The sequence below is a fragment of the Flavobacterium bizetiae genome (assembly GCF_902804475.1).
GTDB classification, from domain to species: domain Bacteria; phylum Bacteroidota; class Bacteroidia; order Flavobacteriales; family Flavobacteriaceae; genus Flavobacterium; species Flavobacterium bizetiae.
Window position 1 is genome coordinate 1 of record NZ_CADCSU010000063.1, and the last position, 16958, is coordinate 16958.

Annotated in this window: 8 protein-coding genes; 2 read left to right on the forward strand and 6 right to left on the reverse strand. The window is 35.2% G+C overall.

The window, feature by feature from the left end:
* Positions 1–17: 17 nt before the first annotated feature.
* From FLACOL7796_RS06605 to FLACOL7796_RS06630, 6 genes are all read right to left on the reverse strand, one after another.
* Positions 18–368, reverse strand: coding sequence for a hypothetical protein (locus FLACOL7796_RS06605; protein WP_173970025.1), 351 nt, complete (start codon positions 366–368; stop codon positions 18–20).
* A complete protein-coding gene (locus FLACOL7796_RS06610; RefSeq protein WP_173970026.1) occupies positions 358–10161 on the reverse strand; it encodes a SpvB/TcaC N-terminal domain-containing protein in 9804 nt (3267 codons plus the stop codon). Before FLACOL7796_RS06610 ends, FLACOL7796_RS06605 begins: the two co-directional genes overlap by 11 nt.
* 81 nt (positions 10162–10242) lie before the next feature.
* Positions 10243–12207, reverse strand: a complete 1965-nt coding sequence (locus tag FLACOL7796_RS06615) for a T9SS type A sorting domain-containing protein (RefSeq protein WP_173970027.1) — start codon at positions 12205–12207, stop codon at positions 10243–10245.
* Between the two features lie 32 nt (positions 12208–12239).
* Positions 12240–12971 (reverse strand): outer membrane beta-barrel protein, encoded by a 732-nt coding sequence (locus tag FLACOL7796_RS06620; RefSeq protein ID WP_173970028.1) that lies wholly within the window; start codon positions 12969–12971, stop codon positions 12240–12242.
* Between the two features lie 14 nt (positions 12972–12985).
* A complete protein-coding gene (locus tag FLACOL7796_RS06625) occupies positions 12986–13687 on the reverse strand; it encodes an outer membrane beta-barrel protein (RefSeq protein WP_173970029.1) in 702 nt (233 codons plus the stop codon).
* A 257-nt stretch (positions 13688–13944) separates the two neighbouring features.
* Positions 13945–15048, reverse strand: coding sequence for a fatty acid desaturase family protein (locus FLACOL7796_RS06630; protein WP_173970030.1), 1104 nt, complete (start codon positions 15046–15048; stop codon positions 13945–13947).
* 241 nt (positions 15049–15289) lie between these two features.
* On the opposite strand from FLACOL7796_RS06630, the gene FLACOL7796_RS06635 reads away from it, so the two are divergent.
* The gene (locus FLACOL7796_RS06635; protein ID WP_173970031.1) at positions 15290–16036 is read left to right on the forward strand and encodes a hypothetical protein; all 747 of its coding nucleotides are present in this window, start codon (positions 15290–15292) and stop codon (positions 16034–16036) included.
* Between the two features lie 18 nt (positions 16037–16054).
* Positions 16055–16837 carry a ThuA domain-containing protein gene (locus tag FLACOL7796_RS06640; RefSeq protein WP_173970032.1) on the forward strand — a complete coding sequence of 261 codons (783 nt, stop codon included), beginning with the start codon at positions 16055–16057 and terminating at the stop codon, positions 16835–16837.
* Positions 16838–16958 lie beyond the last annotated feature (121 nt).

The window sequence follows — 16958 nt, forward strand, 5'->3', positions numbered from 1 at the left end:
ATTAGTTATCTAAAATTCTATTTGTCATCTTGCAAATAATAAGTGGGTCTGTTTACAGATGGGAAACTTTCCAGGTATAGAACATCTATGGAATCACCAATTGAGAACTTAGTACTTTGTGAATCACCAGTATACTCCTTACCGTTAATAGTAAATCTGTATTTATATACAATTGGATCACCATTTTCTTCTTTCGAAATAAAACCTCCTTTTCCGTTATAACCTCGTTCATTTATAATTACAGCTCTAATAGTTTTACCATTTTTCAAAAGCAAACTATCTTGAATAGGATGTTTTAAAAATGTATAACTTACCATAATGGCCAAACCTATTAAAAATAACCATGCTTTTAATTTCTCATTTTTCATTTGTCGCGTCTTTAAATTGATTTAGAGGTTCAAGTGTTTTAACTTTATAATAATTTTTTACAGATTCTTGAAATTGATTATTAACTTTTGGTGCTACTGTTTTTAAACTCTTTGCAGTTCGTTTAATAGTGTTGTTTAAATCCCTTGTAATATCAACATTTACTGCACGTAATACTTTCTTTGTGTTTTTTGCAAGAGCACCACTATTAATTTTTACTACTTTTGCTACTTTATCTCCCGCAAATTTACCTATTTTCCCTCCTACAACTTCTGCAGCTGCATCGATAGCTATATTTTTATAGATATTTTTAACATTCGTTTCTACAGAAAAAGCTACTTTACCCGTGTCCTTATTTGTTTTTACTTCTATTACATTATTTGCAACCATTACTGCACTTTTAACAGCAATTTTTCTCACCACACTTGCCCCAGAAGTAAGTCCTCCTTCTACTCCCGCTAGCACGATTGAAGAAAGATTTATATTTTTAGTAAATGCATCTGATCCTCTTGCTCCATTAGCATAATTAGCCGCAACCTGAATACCGTAATCCACCGCCATACCAAGAACTGCTCCAAATATGGGATTTTCACCATCAGGATCTTTTAGTTTTACAGGTGATTGATAACAATACGAATAATACGCAAGGTTTCTAGGATTAAAAACTGTAGAATCCAAATTATCATGATCATCTTCAAAAAAGTCTTCTTTTAGAGTTAAAGGATCGACATTAATCCAAAGTGAGGTTCTCATATCTAAATATCTAGCCCCATAATAGCTTAAATTCGTTTCCCTATCCAATTCCTTTCCATTGAATAAATAAGGTGAACTAAACGATGAGCTATGTTCCTCAAATAACACTTCCCCAAAAGCGACATACTCCACATGTTGTGAAATAGAACCATTTTTGGACGTAATATACGAAGTACTCCCTAAATGATCTGGATGAAAATAAAAAATATCATTCTCAGGCAGGCCAATTCCAGTAAAACCTTCTCCCGGTTTAACTGTTGTGGGTTCTATAGGCGGTCCAAATTGAACTGGTGGTCCAGGAACATCGCCCGGAACGTTAAAAAATGGGTTACGAGGCCAACCTTCCGGCGGTTCCTGATTTTCTTCAACAGGTTTTATTACTGCTGTTGGATATGGATCTCCCGTAAACTCAGGTGTGGCGTAAATACCTTGTTGTGTTGGAGGTCCCGGAGGTACTCCTAAACTTCTTACATAAGTATCTAATGCTTTTTGCTGTTCTGCTGTTAACTTAGTGTAGTTTATACCTCCGGCTGTAATACCTAAAGGCTGGGCAAAAGTTCCGTTTCCTAACTTACTTACAATACGTCCTGCGCCTTCAAAATAATGTTTGGTAAACTTCCCTTTACTAATTACAAAATATGGGCTTATATAACCTGTGTAATCATCAGTGTGCACAATTGTTGCTGCCGTTTCTCCGTTAATGGCAACATTTTGAGAATCTCCTGAACTTTTAATAATTCTTTCTCCACCTGCATCATAGGTAAATTGGTGAATTCTGCCATTATCATTAATACCTGATAAACGATTTTCTTCGTCCCAGGTCATTTTTCTAAAACTTTTTTCTTCAGAGTAACTTGTTGGGTTTCCGTTGCCATCATAAACATATTCTCTCGGAATAGTTTTCCCAGTTTCAGCAATTTTACTTGGTGCATTAGGATGCAGTTCATTATCATAATTATAATCTAAAACATAACCTTTTTGTTCGTTGTTTACGGTATGTATTAAATTTTTCTTGGTAATATTATGCATTTTGTTATAGCTCATATTCAACTCATAAGTTGCCTTGGTAAACTCCCCCTGATAGCTTGCTTTTGCCGATTTTAATCTATAAAAATCATCATATTGGTATTCATGATTCGAAGTTCCGCCCAGAGTATTATTTACTACCGGAGCGGTATTTTTAATGTTTAAAACATTTCCCACCAAATCATAACTATAAGAATTGTTCATTACTTGTCTGCTACCGCTCTTTACTTGCAACTGCTGTAATCTTCTCATTACATCATCATAAATATAGTTAGTCTCGGTATCATTACCGTACTTTAAATATTTGCGTTGCTCGAACTCGTCATAACTTAATTGTTTGATGTAATCGTAGGTATGACTTTCTTTTTTACCCTGCATGCTTTGCAGGTTTCCTGCACGGTTATAGGTATACTCTACCACTTCTCCGTCAGGATAGGTCATTTTCTGGATACGGTTCCAGGTATCATATTCGTATTGCGAAATATACGTTTGCACGTCAGTTGGAGTAATACGCAACGTACGAATTTCTTTTTCAACCTCGCCTAATTTGCCGTAGAAAAATTCCTGCCCGCCACTGGCATCCTGTAGAAACCACAATCGGCCTCGACGTGTAGCAGTTCCATCTACTTTACCATAATTATATCGCACATTATTTTGAGGATTTTTTGGGTATTTTATAGCCTCTAATCTCTTATAATTATATTCATATTGTATAGCTCCATCATTTGGAACTGTATTTTTTATATCTTCTGTTATGCGAGAGGTTATATTTCCTGCCAAATCGTATTGCAACAATACAGTTCCGGCATCAGGGTGTTTAAATGATATACGCTGTCCCATCCAATCATAACTGCTATGAAATTCATGTCCAAGTGTATTGACAACTTTTATAGTTTCCCCTAGCCCATTAGCTTCAAACTTTGTCAACAAATCATTCTCCATACTAGCAATATTCTGACCTGTAGCATCTGTATAAACCGTATTAGTTTTATTTAAAGCATCAGTTTGCTTTGTACTTAATACAGGTAAACCATCAAAATTTTCTAATACAAAAGTGGTCGTATTTACACCACCATCAGGCATAGTAACTTTAACTGCACGACCTACTTCATCATATTCGTTCATAGTAGGTTTCACGTTTGATAATAATGTACTAAAACTTTCATCTATCATTGTCGTAGATGTTGGATAATAATTCATTATTGGTCTTCCTAATCCGTCATAAATAATTTTTCCTGAAACAATTTGTGCTTCCTGATCTGCACTTCCAGCTGAGGTAAATAAACTGGCTGTTTTTTTTACCTGTAAAACTCTTCCTAATCCATCACTATAGGTAAAAGTTTCAATGTCTTTATCTAATTCTGGATCATAGTTTTTTGTTTTCGCATAAGGCACTTTGGCTTCCGGGAAATATTCATACGCAATTGTGTATATTTTTCCTGAAGCAATTTCGTAAGGTCCTTTTATAGTTGATATACGCCCTTTTGCATCTAACGTCATAATATTACTCTGATCATTACGATCAGTAGTTTTAATAGGTGCACCAAAGCGATAATCGTATTCTGTTTTATTCTGATAACCAAAAGCGTCTTTGATCTCCGTCATAAACTGATGATTATCTGAATCATAAGTATAATCCAATGTCATACGTTGCCCTTTATGATTAGCTGGACCTGTTATTTTTTGCAGGTTTCCGTACGTGTCATAAGCAAGATCCGTAAGGGCAATTTTATCTGCCGCACTATAATTTTTTATTTGGGTAACTTCGGCTGTTGTGGTATTGATGGTTGTAGCTCTTTTACGACGTAAACCTTCGCTCGTAAAAACTTCAAGTTGCTTTGGTATTCCGCCATAATAAGGCGTAATACTCTCATAATAACTAATTTTTGCTGTTACTTTGTCATTCGCGGAGCCGTTGCCTAAATCTTCATATTGTGTAATATTTCCTTTGGCATCATAGGTATTAAAAGTATTGGTTTCAAGATAATCACTTCCCCCTTCGTATGCCTTTTGATTTGCGTGGATCAATGCCGCAAAAATACTTTTGGCATCACACGAAGGCAAACTCAATTCTGCTACCGCAACACTAACCTTCGTCGCAACATCTATAAAACTATATTCATTTTCAGCTTCCTGACGCATTTTATTGTTCTTGTCTAAAGTATAAGAACGTTTTAAAAGATTTTTACGGAAGTAATCCTGATTGTAAAATTCCTCTACAGTAGTTGTAAAGACAGAATTATCAGCCGCATCAATTTGTTGCTGAATTACTTTGCCGAAACCGTAAAATTCTCTTTCACGACGATCTTTATATCCGTCTTCATATTTGAATTTTGTTATAGAATGATCAATACCATCCCCTACATGTCCGTCAAAAACGTCAACTGATTGCAAGACCCATTTTGCCGATGGGTTTTCATAAGTTGGCTTAATTAACTCATAATCTACCACGTAACTATTTCCTGCACCATTGGTTACGCTTTTTAGTTTATTGGTTCTTTTGATATTGGAAAGGCGTACTACTAAATTATCTTCATCTTTTGATAAGATATAATCTAAATTTCCATCTCCGTCAATATCTGAAAAAGAAGCTTCTGAACGAGAAGTACTGGCACCAAAACTTCCACCAAAACTTGGGGTTAATTTCATTACTACAATTGGTGGAATTAACGGAATGTCATATGATGCTCCTACACTTCCTCCGTAACTTACACCAGTATTTCTAGTCATTGCTTCGTAACGAGGATAAGTAATCGCAGGGGCAAACGAGTTACCCATATTTAATTCGACCAAAACAGTATTGTCTCTATATTCAATTTTATCTGCCAGACCATCTCCATTGATATCTAAAAATGAATGGCTGTTATCTGAGGTGCTTCTCGAATAATTAAGTCCTCCTGAAAAAGATCCGTTCATGACGCTGTATCCGGCACTTCCACCAATATCAAGCGAGGTTCCTTTGTTAATTACATTCATGTTTTCCCAACGCTCAGCTGGCAAAAATCCGTAACCGGTATTAAAGGAAACTGTTTCATTGGTTTCGATCCTATCTGCAAGTCCATCACCATTAATATCTGAAAATATTTGTTCAGAACGGTCTTCTCCTTTACCTACATTACCTCCTAAACTGATTGTTCCTCCCGCTTTAAGGGCGTCTTGAATACTGGCATTTGAACCTGAATTAAACTTAACTTTCCCTTTGCTCACTGTCATTTGCAATGAACTTTGCGGTGCACCGTGATTATAGCTTCCTGACAAACTTCCTCCTGTACTATTGGTTTTAGAATGACTAAAATCGCCGATATTGGCAACATCACTGCTTTTTCCTCCAATCGGAGTGGTATATTGTACTTTATTGTCTATTATGTAATCCGGAAAACCATCGCCATTTAAATCACTCATGGTTTGAACTACATAGGTATCACCAGTAGATTTCGTTAATCCTCCGCTAATGCCTCCTGCGCCACCACCAACTCCTGCGCCACCACCAATACTGCGGCTTTTGCTTTCATTGATCATATCAAGCGCATCAGTTTCTCCTCCTGATAATGGATCTGTTAAAGGCGAAGAGAAATCAGTATATTCTGCAAAGTCATCTTCTCCTAAACGGTTGGTTCCCATAAATTCGTTTTGAATAAAACTGGCCTTTTCACCTCCGTATAAAATGTTATCAGAATAAACAGCGCTCATTGGTAAAAAATATTCTTTACCTGTATCAAATTCGCCTGGCATATTTTCAGGATCTAAAGTATTTGGATCCGGAAAATTATTAGGATCAATACCGCTATTGTTTTCAAACTTAAGTTTGGTCTGATCTATCAGGTTGCCAGCAAGATTACCATTAACAATAAAACGCCCCCAGTTTTTATATTGCAAACCAAAATTATATTCGGTTTCGCTTAAATTGGTATAGATTGAAAAATCATCTGTTGCTTTTTCCCATAACACCGGAAGTGCAGGATCTGTAACTGAATCTGTTATTTCGTAATTAATGTTTAACGCTCCCAACTTAGGGTATGTTGTTAAAACTTCATTAAGTACAGGATCGCTTACATATACTTCTAAATCTATCGGTACATTTTTTTGTGTATCCGGATAAGCATAATTCAAATCTGCGGTAGAAGTAGTAAGACTTAAAACGCCATTTGTAACTGCATAAGTAGTTCGGCCCACTAGCAAACCATTTTGTTTTGCAGTTAGTATTACATTTCCGTTATACTTAGATCTGTTCAAACTGGTTGTCAATGTATAATCAGTTGTTTTTACGAACAGCTTCAATTTACCTGTGATGTCTGGTTTTACTCCATCAATCACGTAATTTCCATCAATTTTAGAATAAAAACTATGTCCAACATCCACCTTACGAATATTATCTTCAGGTCTTGTATTTGGCATACTTGGCAAAATCACTGATGGATTTGCAAACAATAATTTCGGATCGATATTAGTCGAAGATTCCAGAGTAGTGGTAACAAATGTATTATCGTCAGGAATGGCAAAAACCAGTGATTGCAAATTAAAATCAACTACTTCTGATGCTAGAAACTTGCGCTCATATAGAGTTGTTGTTCCTGCTACATTGATTACATTTTTCACAATTTTTAAAGTAACATGATCTGATGTAACCGGTTTTTTAAAAGTTCCTGAAAATGATATTGTTCCTGCTTTTGGCACTACAATAGAATTGGCCTGGCTGGCAAAAAAATCCTGACCTGCATGAAAGTTTTTCAACGTGATTAAATTCGCGTCTTTGGCGGCAATATTTATTGTTTCTAAAACATTAGAAATTGTGGTTCTTTTTTCAACCTGAGTATATTCGATTTTAGGATCCCAAATTACTTTGTCATAATTTCCATCTTTAATAGAGCTTATTCTAAAATACAAACGCTCTCCTTTCTCTACATTAAGTGTCTGAGCGGCTTTTGATTTTTGAGTATAATCTAAAGCTGTAATGACTTCATCCCAAATTAAAGTGTTATTTTTTTGAAAATACAAATGTACCCCATCAGCTTTATCTAAACCATTTCTTGTTTTATATTCTTGTCGTTCTTCTGAAAGATCTTCTAAAAGCTGATAATTTTGATTCACAATAATGGTCCCCTTTGCAGGAGCCTGCCACATACGAACAACATCATGCAATGGATTTTTATCTAATAATTGCTGAAGTTCTAAGGTACGATCTGGCATAGTAAGTGCCAAGTCTCCTCCACCTGAAACCGGAGAAGGTGTTTGTGAACTTGAGGGCATAAATACCGGAACGCCATTTACAATTCGGTTATAATATACCTTTCCGTTGTTGACAAAATCAACTAATCCGTCACCATTAAAATCCATAAAATAACTTAGCGTTCGATTGGTTGAACGCTGTTCGTCGTAACCAACATTTGCCGAAGCCACTCCAAAACCAACACTGGCGTCTACTCCCCAGCTAAATGATTTGTTTTTATTGATCCCAAGATTTTTTATTCCCTCAATTTTGACCGCTTCTCCAAATGAATTAGGCTTAGTTGCGTGTAAATTTTTACGATAATACACATTACTTCCAATTCTAAATATTTTATCCGGATATGAATCTCCATCTATATCTTCGAGTACAATCGAAGTTTCTGATTTCCCCCAATTGTTTCCTCCGTGAGCACCAATTGTATTATTTTTGAAAGTACCAAAAGTAGGCAACCCTACACCTATTCTGTAATTAATACCCGTTGAAGTTCCGTTAGTACTTCCCGCTAAAGTATGATTGCTTTCAAATTCTTTGATTCCGGTAAAACCTTGTTTAATATCATCTGTAGGAACATCCCAAATCTGCTCCGGCCCAAACGGATTATATTTTCCTGAGGCATCACGAACATCATCAAAATAATCCATTGTGTTGGTGTAAAACAATTTCGATTCAGAATCGTATTCAGAAATCGATTCAAGCAATGTTTTCTTAAAAGCACCTTCTTTATACTTTAACTCATAACTACGAATCATATCGCTTTTGTAGCGTACTTCAATTTTTCGTAATAATTGATTGTTCAGTTGTTTGAAACCTAATCTTGCCGAAACCTGAACATCTGTACGATTGGCTTCGCCTAAATCACTATTTTTTACAAATGTTACGCTGTAGTTTCCTTTTTGGGAGCCAAAACCTGTGTAATATACTTTTTTAAGATAAAGTTCTCCGTCTTTTTTATCGTATTCGTACTCGACCGTATTTCCTTTTAAATCGACCTGAAGACATAATGCCCAATGTGCAATATTTCCGGTTCCATCCTGCAAAATTGCATCGGTTGAAAGTCCTGACGCGTTTCCACCGTAATAACTGGCGACTCCACTTTTGTCTCTTACGACCCAATAATAATTTTTAGGAGAAGATCCTTTACGTATAATTTGCTGAAAAGCTCCTTCACGTCTTGGATAAAATTGTTTATCGGTAGTTCTGCCTACCCATTCGGCTCTGTGCGAATTGGGGATTAATTGTTCTCCGGCAATGGCATAAGTTTCGGTTTCTTTTGATGCATCGTATCGTGGTGCTCCCCAACGGGTTTCAATACTTACTGCTGGCGCCGAAATATCCCAGCCCATTCCTGCCCAGCTATGACCTCCATCACTATCATATTGCAGGTTAAACGAAGGCTGCATACCGCCTCTTCCGTTTGGAATCACGATCGAAAATCCGGTGCTTGCAGTTCCTCTTCCGTTTGCTGAAGGCGGTGCAATTGACTGAATTCCTACTAACGGACTTGCCGCTTTTAAGTCTTTTATGCTTGTTAGTGTATATCCTGAAGTTTCCGGAGATTCAGGCATTTTTATAATTCCCGCAATAAAATCGGTGAAATGAGACGTTTTTGCCTTGATGATTCCGTGTTTAATATCCAGGGAATCTTTAGTTACTTCCTGCCATAATCTTTTGTTTTCATCAAAATAAAATACATTAATATCCTTCTCTGTATAACCTTCTGGAATTGTTTTTTTATCGTAAGGTAATGACAAGGTTACGGCTTTTTCGAAAATGGTTCCGTGCGGTAATAACCTGAATCCGGCGTTGGTTCCTGTAACGTTTACCATCGCAGAATTTAACGGCGCAATATCTATTTTTCGAAGTCCGCTTACGGATACTTTTACATTACTTTTTAAAACCCCAACAGGAAAAACCGCCGAAAAATCTTTATACTCTAATGTATTTACCGTTTCAATATTGATGGTTTTAGCAATACGTTCTTTCGCATTTTCTAAAGGTCTGTAACCCGGAACTTTCAAAAATTGATTCGACTCTAATTTTTGATTTACAATAACTCCTGTTGCCGTTTCTTTCGTCACTAAAATTGTTTTTCCTGTAGTTTCTGCATCCAAAACCAATTCAAATTCCGGTTGATTAACATCAATAGAAATTCCACCAATACTCATTTTTCTAATTTGAGAAGGAAAATTGGTTCCTTTGATATATAATTTGTTATCTGATTTTAATAAAGTAAAATCGTTTGAAGCCAAAGCTGTTTTATAAACAATACGAACATTTTTTATTCGGTAAGAATTTGAAATTCCTTCAGGAGCGGTAAACAATAAAACGTTGTCTCCTTCGCGCAGTGACTTCTCTGAAAGCAACTCAGATTGTTTGCTCCAGCTATTATTTTGAGATACAAATTGTCCTCCAATACTTGGCTGATTGTTTAAACTTCTCGAAATAGAAGCTGCCTGATCGTATCCGTACAACTCATATTCCAAATAAGCATTTTCCTGATCGGCCGGTAAAGCATCTACTTTAAGATGAAAAACATTATCGTAGGCATCATCAACATCTGATTCGTCTTTTACTCCAATAATTCCCTCGGCAATATCTGCACTGAACGATTTGGTATTTTTAGTTTCGTTTTTAAGAATCGCGATCGAATCAGCTTTCGTTTTTTCAATAACCGATTCATTATCAGCATTACCTTGAGTAAATAATGAAGTTATTTTGTAAGGTCCAAAATTGGCCGCAAACAAAAATGAACCTATTAAAAATACCAGTATTATAATTTTATTTTTCATAAAGTAGGATAATCAATTATGGGGCAATCTGTATATTCTTGAAATTGTAATTCTGAATCTGTTTAAAAAAACAGACCTGAATTACTTCACAATCACTTTAAAAGTTTTTGTTCCAAAATCTGAACTTACTTTTACTAAATACATTCCTGAGGCACTTTTTATAACGTCTTCGTACAAATAAGTTTCTATTTGGCTGAATTGTTTTTGTTTTAAAAGTGAGCCGCTTGGGGTATAAATACTAATGTTGGTATTTGTCTTTTTTGGAAATTGCATTGCAACAGAAAAATGTCCGTCTGTGGTTGGATTCGGGTATAAAATAAGTACGCTTGCATCTGTTATTTCTTTTCCATCTGTAGCAACGGCAATTTTCTTAGAGGTTTTACATTCCTGATCGTTTATCAATCGAAGCTCATATTCTCCCGGCTGATCGATTAATATTTTTGGATTATCATCTATAAAATCTCCTTCGTAAAACCATTGGTATTGATAATTACCAGCAGGAAGATCTTTGCTCGCATCAAGTGTCAGCGCATTTCCTTCAGTTAATAAATAATCTGATTTCAGGTTGGGGAACGTTCCTTGTTTATCGGCTACAAAAACAGTTTCTGAGTATAAATTCCCTTTTGCGTCCCTTACGATATAATCATAAGTTCCGGAAGAAAGCTGTACTCCTGTTGCACTTTTTGCGGCTTGATTCCATTGTTTTACAGCAACTTCACTACCCTCTTTTTTTACTGTAACGGTAAAAGGTGCTTCGCCTCCTTCTATAGAATAATTTAATTGTCCTGATCCTGAAACACCACAAGTAGCTTCTGTAATCCAGACACGGCTGAACATTTCCGGAGCGACTTTAAGGGTAAATTTGGCTTTGCCAGATTTTTGTTTGTCCCAATTAAAATCATTCAGCACTAATTTTTCCTGAGCAGAGGTACTCGCCAATCGAATGTATTCTGAATCTTTTTCGTCATAAGTTCCTTTTCCTGAATAATCTACCAACAACCAGAAGTAAGTATCTTTAGGTAAAGTGCCTTTTATAAATTTTGGATTTAATGTCCAGTCAAGACTTAAATCTGAAGGGTTGGTATAATCAAGTTGCCATTCTCTTGCAATCCCAATAGGTTCTCCCTGCTCTTGTTTTTTTACCAAAAGTTTTTTGCCGTTATCACTCCAAAAAGCAAAATAATTGTCCGGAATGGTATTCGATTTGCTTTTAAGACCAATAGTCAAAAGGCCTTCATCGACCATATTACTGCTTTTGGCTTGCAAAAGTCCGCTGGCATCATCACGCCCTATTCCGGTAATCGAATTTTCAAATCCTTTATGTTGGTTGATGTCCCAAATGGTTTGTCCTTTACTATTTAAGTAATTTTTGATATCGAATTGCGAAAGCGAAATACCATATTTTACGGCCAGATAACTTGCCACTTTTTGAGTTTCTAAACCTGACAAAACTCTGTTGTATACCAAAATTTCACTTATGTTTCCTTTGAATTCTTCGGGTGGTAATTTTTCGAATTTTGACTTTTGTCCAATAGTCAGCAGCGATAACTTTGCGACGCTATCCGTTACATTTTGCTGAAAAAAATGAATATTGGCTTTGTTGGGTTTAATTTTCTCCTGATAGGTTTGATAGGAGTATTTTTTTAAATCGACCAAACGTTTATTGGTCGCTACAGAAAGTGTTTTTTTAGTATCGTTTATCGTCCATAAAAATTGTTCTTTCAAACTGTCTTTTACTTTGTAAACCATAAACAGGGTTTGTTTTCTTTTGCTTTCTACTCCAAGGGGCAAAATCAAAGAATCCTGAGTGCTGTCGAAAACAATACTCGGATTAAAATTAAAAACAGAACCATTATGTTTTCGGCCTGATATTTTAGCTTCTTTTTTTGTTAGACTTTCCCAATAATACGCCTCACCATTATTTTGGGATTTAATCCAAAATTGTGGTTCTTCAACTAATCCGGGTAATGCTTTTTGCTGAGAAAAAATTAAATTACTCGTCAATAAGGTTACAAAAGCAGATATTAAAAAAATCTTTTTGTACATAATTTTATGTTTTTAAAATGATGAGCGACTGTTTAGAAATTGGCTAAATCATCAAAATCAAAAGAGTAACCAATAATGAGTGAAATACTATTGATCTTGTTTTTATTCTCGCTATAACGGTGTCCGTTTTCCTCAGTAGCCAAAGCATCTGTAAGTCCTAAAGTATAACGTGCTCCTATCGAAAGTCTCGAATTGAACTCATATCCTGCAGATAACATACCGTAGAAATAGTTTTTTCCTGTAAGAGATTCTTTTAATACTTTTTGCACATTGGCATCCGGCTCAAAATAAGCTCCTGAATCTGCAAATAATTCCTGACTGTTAGAACTGTATTTGATATTATCGCTCGCAATATTAAATCCTACATAAGGTCCTGCGCCAATATAAAATCCTTCAACAGGATAATATTTAAATTGCGCACCAACATTCAGGTAACTGTATCCAAAATTCATTGTATATTTTAGTCCTTTGATATCCTCGTATTTTAAATCGGTACTCTGACCTGAGTAAGACAATTCAGTCTGGATACTTACTTTGGCATAAGGATATTTCCAGTTGATCATAATACCGGCAGTACCGCCAAATTTCCCTTCCTCTTTTAAAGTATATCCTTCATAAATTCCTTTTGGTACAATTACATCCGGAAGATTAGACATTGTCGAATAAATTCCGCCAGCAAAAAGACCGTAAGTAATCTCTCTGTCACCTTGTGCAAACAGCGATTTTGTACTTACTAATAAAAGAAGCAAAATAATTTTTTTCATGTTTTTTATTGAAATTACCATTGATGAAAACTATAACCTAAAGAGAAGCAAATGACACTGCTTTTATTTTGGTTTTCGATAAACTGAAAGGAAGAAGAATTACTTTTTACCACATCTTTTACGCCTAAATAGTAGCGCAAATCGAAGTGGATACTTTGATGCAATTCGTAACCTAATGCAAAACACAAGGAGAAATCATCTGTTCCGTCAAGACCATCTTTATAAAATTGTCTTGTGGCAACATCATACATTCCTCCTGCTTCGTTAGATTTATAAGTAACATTATTAGAAGATAAACTAATACCGTAAAATGCACCAAAACCTAAGTTCAATCCTTCGTAAGGATATACTTTGTATAAGGCACCAATTTGCAGATAAGAATAATGTAGTCCTAACTCAAATTCTTTTCCGGTAGCATCATGATAATTTACCGTTTCTCCTGATTGTCTGAATAAAATTTCGGGCTGAATCGCCACGCGGGTATCATAAAGTTTGCAGTTTAAAAAAAAGCCACCCTCTAATCCGTAAGCGCCTTTGCTATCCATCACACTATTGTCGAAAGTATTATCACGACCTTTAATGCTTTCCGGCAAATTGCTGATTTTAGAAAAAAGCCCGCCAAGCTTGAGCCCGTAAGTAATATTGGTCTCGTTTTGCCCATAAAGTGCAACGTTAAAAAAACAACTCAATATTAATAAGTGTAATATTACTTTCATTCGCAAAAATTTTTGCGAATATATGTATTAATTTTAAATAAATTTTAACAAAAATATCGACGAAAAACAAAATAATCCGATGAATTGATCTTTTCTTAAAATTATTAGCAAAAGCCCTTACAATTATTATAATTATGGTTTACTTATTACAAAGCTGATTTTTTTTTCACAATTGTTTAATCAAAAAAATTATTCAAAAAGAGATTTAATAAGTAGAATCATAGAAAAAATTGTCGTTAAACAATTCATTCTCTTTCTTATATCTCTCCGGTCATCATAATATTTTCTTTGATGCCTTTGCTTTTTAACATTCGAAAGTGAGAACGAACGGCATGATAAAAGGGATATGAGGTGTAAGGAAGATCATATTCCTGCGCGTAACGTTTTATAATTGGCGTAATATAAGGGTAATAAGTATGGCCAACACTAGGAAACAGATGGTGCGCAACATGATGCGTAAAACCTCCGTACAAAAAATTGGCTAATGTACTATCGGTACTAAAATCCTTTGTTACAATCATTTGATGCATTGCCCACGTAGCAGAAAGATTTCCTTCTTCATCCGTAACCGGAAAATGTGCATCTTCATCAACATGAGTAGAGACAAGTGCCACAACACCCAATATACTTCCGCACAAATGCATCGCAAACCAAGCGCCTAAAACCATATACCAAGGCTGCTGAAGTGCTAATATTGGTATAAAAAGCAGATAAACAAGATTGATGATTTTTGCTGTAAATAACATTACGATTTGCTTTCCCGGAATTTTATCAATTACCTTTTTTACATAGTTATCCTTGGTACCAAAAAAGTCTTTAAAATCTCTAATGTAAATCCAGTTCAGACTATAAAAAGGATAAATAAGCCACATATAAATGTGTTGGTATTTGTGATAATGAAACAACGGACTGCTGGGAAAGATTCTGATAATATCACTTTGTTTGATATCAATATCCCAATCAGGAACATTAGGATAAGCATGATGAAGATTGATGTGGCGACGTGTCCAGAGCCAATGATTTCCTCCAAATAATTCGAGCACGTACATAAACCACTGATTGTGTTTCGATTTTTTAAACAAGGCTCCGTGAGCGGCATCATGAAATGCATTTATAAAAAGTACAATCATGGTAATGCCACACAAAATATAAAAAAGAAATAATAACGGAGTACTGTTTCCAAACCTTAAAATACAGTAATAAAACAAGAAAAAGAGAAATAAAAGTCCTAATGACTTCACAATATTTAGTAGGTACAAGGATGAGTTTTGTAAAATAGTTTCGTTCACTTCTGTGCGCATCTTTTTAAAAAAATCATCAGTACCCGTTTTGACATAAACCGGGCGTTTTAATTTTTCCATAACAGGTATTGCTAGAAATTGTCTTATCAAATTTAATAAAAAAAGTTAAATCTTACAATTTCAGCGTTTTATAAAAACAAAAAGAGGATTACTTTAAATTCTTGATAAGAAAACAAATAAGGTGCTGTTCGTTTTTTTAATAAATTCTATAACTTTACTCTTTTGCCGGAATTAAGATATTCTCAATATCTTATATATTTTTCCTTTACACTGATACTACAAAATTTTAACCCTTTTTAGAATGAAAAAAAGAGAAAAACTGGAAATCATTAGAAAATACTATCCTAATGCGTTGACTACTATTGATTTTATGAACAAAATAATTGATTATGTAGAAGAAAAACTAGATCTGGAACCTGCCAAAATTATGTTTGCAGACAGCATTTGTAGTGATGATGTCAACAGTATTCAGTATCCTGTACGAACAAATGAATTTTTGGGACCTTTTAAAATGGGCGGTTTAAACGGATTTCCTTTTACGGGTTTAACAGGCATGCAGGCATTTGCGAGTCATGTTCCTGATGAAGGTGCTGTTTTTATCTATTACGGACCGCATATTGGCGTTTCGAAAGAAGGAGTTATTGGAGAAATTAATCGCTTTGGACAAAATAAACCTTCGGGTTGTTGTGGTGCTGCCAATGGCGCTTTGCATAAACTGATTGATAATGCAATAGAACCGGGTCATATTACCGAAATTGATTATCAGATGAATAGTATTGAGCAGATTTTGTTCAAACAAAAAGAAAGAATTTTAAATGCCAAAATACCTCTTTATGAAGCTACAGAAATAATCTACGATGCTATCGATAATCGTATTGAGGAGTTAGTTGCTGCTACGACTTACAATTGCAAATATATTGTGCTCGTTGGTGGCATTTTAATCAATAGTGATAGTGATATAGGTTCTTTTTCTTCGACTAAAAAGTTTGACGTTATTGATTTAAAAACGGGTATTAGAGAAAATGTATTAGCAGCGATAAACCATTAAACGCAATTTTATAATTCAATGAAAAACTCTTTAATAGTCTTCAGTTTAATAATAAGCTGCCTCTTTTTTCAGGCCGGTTGTATTGCCCAAAAGGCAAAAAAATCAAAATTTAAAGCTTTGGTTTTATACGAAAACGGCGGACATCATCTGGCTTTTTCTAATGCGGCTCAACCTTGGTTAAACAAATTGGCGATAGACAGTAGTTTTACCATTGATTATATCCAGAATACCAAAACGATAAATGAGGCACTTTTAAAAAAATATCAGGTTTTTATACAACTGGATTATCCACCGTATACGTGGAGCGAAGAATCTATGAAAGCTTTTGAAAAATATATGAATGATGGCAAAGGCGGCTGGGTAGGATTGCATCATGCTACTTTATTGGGCGAATTCGATGGATATCCTATGTGGCAATGGTTTTCTGATTTTATGGGCGGTATAAAATTTGTAGATTACATCCCAACCTTTGCCAGTGCTAAAGTAACTATCGAGGATCAATCTCATCCCATAACAAAAGGAGTTCCTGCAAATTTTACGGTAAATACCGAAGAATGGTATACGTATAACAAAAGCCCAAGGCCTAATGTACATGTAATAGGATCTGTAGACGAATCTACTTATGAGCCTGACTCCAAAATAAAAATGGGCGACCATCCGGTCATCTGGACAAACGATCATTTTAAATCCCGTAATGTGTATATTTTTATCGGACATTCTCCGGAGTTGTTTCAAAATGAAGCTTACACTACTCTCTTGAGAAATTCGATATTTTGGGCAGCTAATCAAAAAAGAAAATAGTCAAAACAAAAAAGCACTCCTTTGAGTAAGAGTGGTCGGAAGAAATTCCGGCCACTTTATGTTTTAAATACTTTTGAAGGATCTCCGCCTGCGAAGACTATCATTATTGCAGTAATAAGTT

Coding starts and splice junctions, on each gene's coding strand:
- FLACOL7796_RS06605 (WP_173970025.1), bottom strand. CDS start 368: ATGAAAAATGAGAAATTAAAAGCATGGTTATTTTTAATAGGTTTGGCC.
- FLACOL7796_RS06610 (WP_173970026.1), bottom strand. CDS start 10,161: ATGAAAAATAAAATTATAATACTGGTATTTTTAATAGGTTCATTTTTG.
- FLACOL7796_RS06615 (WP_173970027.1), bottom strand. CDS start 12,207: ATGTACAAAAAGATTTTTTTAATATCTGCTTTTGTAACCTTATTGACG.
- FLACOL7796_RS06620 (WP_173970028.1), bottom strand. CDS start 12,971: ATGAAAAAAATTATTTTGCTTCTTTTATTAGTAAGTACAAAATCGCTG.
- FLACOL7796_RS06625 (WP_173970029.1), bottom strand. CDS start 13,687: ATGAAAGTAATATTACACTTATTAATATTGAGTTGTTTTTTTAACGTT.
- FLACOL7796_RS06630 (WP_173970030.1), bottom strand. CDS start 15,048: ATGGAAAAATTAAAACGCCCGGTTTATGTCAAAACGGGTACTGATGAT.
- FLACOL7796_RS06635 (WP_173970031.1), top strand. CDS start 15,290: ATGAAAAAAAGAGAAAAACTGGAAATCATTAGAAAATACTATCCTAAT.
- FLACOL7796_RS06640 (WP_173970032.1), top strand. CDS start 16,055: ATGAAAAACTCTTTAATAGTCTTCAGTTTAATAATAAGCTGCCTCTTT.